The sequence below is a fragment of the Pseudoflavonifractor sp. An85 genome (assembly GCF_002161235.1).
Classification (GTDB): Bacteria; Bacillota; Clostridia; order Oscillospirales; family Oscillospiraceae; genus Enterenecus.
Genome location: NZ_NFHE01000061.1, coordinates 1 through 4391, shown reverse-complemented (window position 1 = coordinate 4391; position 4391 = coordinate 1). Strand labels below are relative to the sequence as shown.

The window sequence follows — 4391 nt, the reverse complement described above, 5'->3', positions numbered from 1 at the left end:
GCTCTCGATTTTCTGCGTTCTTTACCAGCATTTTTATCACCCTACACCATTATACCGCATTTTCTCTCTCAATACGAGAAAAAGGCCACCAAAAGGTGACCTTTTTCGACAGGCTGAAAGGCCACCAAAAGGTGACCTTTTTCGACAGGCTGAAAGGCCACCAAAAGGTGACCTTTTTCGACAGGCTGAGCCGCCCCTTTGGTGGGGCGGCTACCTTTTTGCATACCTGCCATGGGCTGTGTCATACAATTCCAAGAGGTGATGAAGCAATGGCACAACCCAAGCGTTTACATATGGTACGTCCTGTGGGGGGAAAAGTTCAGAAGAGCATGAAACAGCCATATTTGATTCTATGCGCCCTGTTTTTGCTGGGTGCTTTGCTTGGGAGCGTGTTTTCCGTCTTGGGAGGAGATCATCCCCAGCTGGCTCAGGAGCTCAAGACCTATTTTCAGGCCACTGCCCAGGGAGAAACGCCTACCGCATCTCTTTGGACTCTGTTGTGGGAGGCTGTATGCTGGCCACTGCTCATGCTGCTGTTCAGTTTTGGCCCGCCGGGTGTGCTAGGTGTCCCTTGTGTGTTTTTGGTGCGTGGATTTTTGCTCAGTTATGCATGCACCAGCTTTGTGGCCATGTACGGATGGGTGGGAATTGGGTGGAATGCGGTGTTCTTTGGCGTTCCAGCCCTGATTTTGCTGCCTGTCCTTCTCTGTACCGGCCATTGGGCGTTTTCCAACGCCTGTAAAACCTGCATCTCCCGGGAAACAACGGCTATGTCCCTTCCTTCCGGGGCGATGTTGGTGTGTTGCGGTGTGTTGCTGGCGGTGTTTGTTGTCTTGCAAGGTCATCTATTGCCAGCCTTGGTTCCTAGCCTGTGTCGACGCCTGTTGTCCCTTACCCCGTAATCAAAGCCTCCTTGCTACGCCGGGGAAATTATGATACAATAGTTCGAGTAAAAAAGGGCAGGAGGCTGGAACGCATTGCGCATTTTAGGAATTGACCCCGGCTATGCGATTGTTGGATTTGGACTTTTGGACACACAGGGGAGCCGACAACAGTTGGTGGCCTGTGGCGCCATCAATACGCCGGCCGGTGTGCGGCTTCCAGCCAGACTGTGGCAGATTGCAAGGGATCTGGAGGAACTGATTGATCAGTTTCACCCGGAGGTTTTGGCCATCGAAGAGCTTTTTTTTAACCAAAACGTCACCACCGGTATTGGGGTTGCCCAGGCGCGCGGTGTCATTCTTATGACGGCGGAAAAATGCGGGCTTCCGGTGGTGGAATACAACCCTTCTCAAGTCAAACAGGCCGTTGTGGGGTACGGGAAGGCGGAAAAGCGCCAAGTGATGGAAATGACCCGTAAACTGCTTCGGCTCTCCAGTGTGCCAAAGCCCGACGATGCGGCAGACGCGGTGGCCATTGCGCTATGTCACGCCAGAAGCAGCACGTCGCTGCTTTCCGGGCGGCTTACCAACCTTAGCTAAGGAGACGACTATGTTTTACTATCTCAATGGGACTGTGGCCCACATTGGGCCTTATCTGGCGGTGATTGATTGTGGCGGCGTGGGATATGCCTGCCGCACCACCAACTATACCATTTCCAGCCTGACAAGGGGGGCCACAGCCAAGCTGTACACCTACCTGCACGTGCGGGAGGATGTCTTTGAGTTGTACGGCTTTTCCTCGGAAGCTGAGTTGTCCAGCTTCCAAATGTTGTTGGGGGTTTCTGGTGTGGGGCCCAAGGCTGCTTTGGCTATTTTGTCCTCCAATACACCGGAAGGCCTGGCTCTGGCCATCGCCTCAGAAAATGAGAAAGCATTGACGTGCGCCCCGGGCATCGGCAAGAAGATTGCCCAGCGCATCATCTTGGAGCTGAAAGATAAGCTGGCCAAGGGACAACTGACCACCAGCAATGCCGAGTCTTTTGCTGGGGGTGTGACCATCATCCCGGAGAACAAGACCAGCGAGGCGTCCGCCGCCTTGGCGGTGCTGGGATATAGCCAGAGCGAGATTGCAACTGCACTGAAAGGTTTGGATGTGGATCAGCTGACCTTGGAGCAGATCATCAAGCAGGCCCTCAAGCGCATGGTGCGATGAGCCCTACCACGAGGTGAGAGAACATGAGCATTGATTTTTCCAACCAAGAATTTGAGACGGATGATTTTCAGCCTCTGGTCAGCACCACGTTGACGGCGGCCGATGATGGAGAGTCCAGTCTCCGTCCTCAGACCCTGGATCAGTATATCGGCCAGAGTAAGGCCAAGGGCAATCTGGAAGTGTTTATTCAGGCGGCGAAAATGCGTGGCGAGCCCCTGGACCATGTGTTGCTTCACGGCCCTCCGGGATTGGGCAAAACCACCCTCAGCGGCATCATCGCCAACGAGATGGGGGTGCAGATCCGGATCACTTCTGGCCCCGCCATTGAAAAACCAGGGGATCTGGCTGCGCTTTTAACCAATCTCCAGGAAAATGACATTTTGTTTGTGGACGAAATTCATCGGCTCAATCGCTCGGTGGAGGAGATCCTCTATCCTGCCATGGAGGACTATGCCATTGATATCATCATTGGCAAAGGGCCTTCCGCCAACTCTATCCGTCTGGATTTGCCCAAGTTTACCCTTATTGGGGCGACGACACGTGCTGGACAGCTATCTGCACCACTGCGAGATCGTTTTGGCGTTACTCTCCGGTTGGAGTTGTATACCCCGGAAGAGTTGAGCGAAATTGTCACCCGCTCCGCAGGCATTCTCAATGTTCCTATCGAGCCAGACGGGGCCATGGAAATCGCCCGGCGCAGTCGTGGCACCCCCAGAATTGCCAACCGCATGCTGCGCCGTGTGCGAGACTTTGCCCAGGTGACCGCTGGGGGAGTCATTACCCAGTCTGTGGCGGACCGAGCCCTGCAGGCCTTGGAAATTGACGCTCTGGGCCTGGATCAGATCGACCGGCGCATGCTTATGAGTATCATTGAAAACTATCGGGGCGGCCCGGTGGGGTTGGATACTCTGGCGGCTACCATCAACGAGGAGTCCGTGACGCTGGAAGATGTCTATGAGCCCTATCTGATGCAGCTGGGGTTCCTGACCCGAACGCCCAGAGGACGGTGTGTGACGGACAAAGCCTACCATCACTTGGGATTGCCTGTTCCCAAGAGCGTCGAAATGGAACAACTTTCCTTTTGAATTTTCGGTGTTTTCCGATCTGCCCAAACCGTTTTTAGATTTTGCATAAAAATCATTGACATTTGCGCCAGTTTGTGATAAAAATAAACAAGGTTACAGTATGAAAGACTTCCATGACTTGACAACTGAATATTCTGACGAGGTTCTTTGTGCTATGGCACAAGAAGGGGATTTGGACGCAGAGGAGACGTTGGTGCTCCGATATCAGCGGCAGGTTCGCATGTGCGCGCGCCCATTTTTCTTGGCTGGTGGCGACAGTGAGGATTTGATTCAAGAGGCCATGTTTGGTCTGATTAAGGCAATCCGCGAGTTTGATCCCAACCGAGATATTCGCTTTCGTACCTTTGCGGATGTCTGTATTCGGAATCGAATCCGTTCTGCAATCACCTCCGCATTGCGTGGGAAGCATACGCCTTTGAATGACAGTGTTCCCTTCGAGTCCATGATGGGGGAGAGCGATTCCAGCCCGGAGGAGCTTTTTATCTCCCAAGAGGAGAGGGAGGAGCGCATGGCTCAAATCAATCACTGCTTGTCTCCTCTGGAGCAGCGTGTCTTTGCGATGTTTCTCCAAGGACTCTCGTATCAGGAAATCAGCATCCAAGTCGGTCGTTCTGTGAAGTCTGTGGACAACGCTGTACAGCGCATTCGGCGAAAGGTTGCCCCATATTATGGCGATATCAGCAGAAGCTGACGCAAATATTACAGTCCCAGCAGAGGCATTTTCCCGGTTCTGGGCATCAAAAGAGAGGGTATTTCCATGTACGAAGACAAGACTTTAGTATGCAAAGAGTGTGGTCAGGAGTTCGTGTTCACCGCTGGTGAGCAGGAGTTCTACGCCGAGCGTGGCTTCCAGAATGAGCCCCAGCGCTGCAAGGCCTGCCGTGACGCCCGCAAGGCTGCCGCTCGTGGTCCCCGTGAGTACTTCACCGCCACTTGTGCCGCTTGTGGCCGTGAGGCAAAGGTTCCTTTTGAGCCCAAGTCCGATCGCCCTGTTTACTGCAGCGAGTGCTTCGCCAAGATGCGTGAAGAGGGCTGAGCCGAATATCTTTGTTGCATCAAACGGAGTTGCCAATAAGGCAACTCCGTTTTTTTATTGGTTAGCTTTAGCGTAACGACAACCCCCAGCTATGCTGGGGAGAGTAAAAAAGATTATATAGTGAAAAAACCTTCTGGTAAAATTGAGGTTGCGGTCGGCCAACTGCAACAACAAAG

6 protein-coding genes are annotated in these 4391 nt (G+C 53.2%); all 6 read left to right on the top strand.

What is annotated here, in order from left to right:
• The first annotated feature begins 329 nt into the window (after positions 1-329).
• The 6 genes from B5G37_RS14075 (at position 330) to B5G37_RS14050 (ending at position 4215) form a co-directional block, all read left to right on the top strand.
• A complete protein-coding gene (locus B5G37_RS14075) occupies positions 330-902 on the top strand; it encodes a hypothetical protein (protein ID WP_143482983.1) in 573 nt (190 codons plus the stop codon).
• A gap of 75 nt (positions 903-977) precedes the next feature.
• Positions 978-1481, top strand: coding sequence for a crossover junction endodeoxyribonuclease RuvC (ruvC, locus tag B5G37_RS14070; protein ID WP_087258870.1), 504 nt, complete (start codon positions 978-980; stop codon positions 1479-1481).
• 10 nt (positions 1482-1491) lie between these two features.
• Positions 1492-2094 carry a Holliday junction branch migration protein RuvA gene (gene ruvA, locus B5G37_RS14065; RefSeq protein ID WP_087258868.1) on the top strand — a complete coding sequence of 201 codons (603 nt, stop codon included), beginning with the start codon at positions 1492-1494 and terminating at the stop codon, positions 2092-2094.
• Between the two features lie 23 nt (positions 2095-2117).
• The gene (gene ruvB / locus B5G37_RS14060; RefSeq protein WP_087258866.1) at positions 2118-3179 is read left to right on the top strand and encodes a Holliday junction branch migration DNA helicase RuvB; all 1062 of its coding nucleotides are present in this window, start codon (positions 2118-2120) and stop codon (positions 3177-3179) included.
• A gap of 154 nt (positions 3180-3333) precedes the next feature.
• Positions 3334-3870, top strand: a complete 537-nt coding sequence (locus B5G37_RS14055) for a sigma-70 family RNA polymerase sigma factor (protein WP_242962901.1) — start codon at positions 3334-3336, stop codon at positions 3868-3870.
• A gap of 66 nt (positions 3871-3936) precedes the next feature.
• Positions 3937-4215, top strand: a complete 279-nt coding sequence (locus B5G37_RS14050) for a zinc-ribbon domain containing protein (protein ID WP_087229856.1) — start codon at positions 3937-3939, stop codon at positions 4213-4215.
• Positions 4216-4391 lie beyond the last annotated feature (176 nt).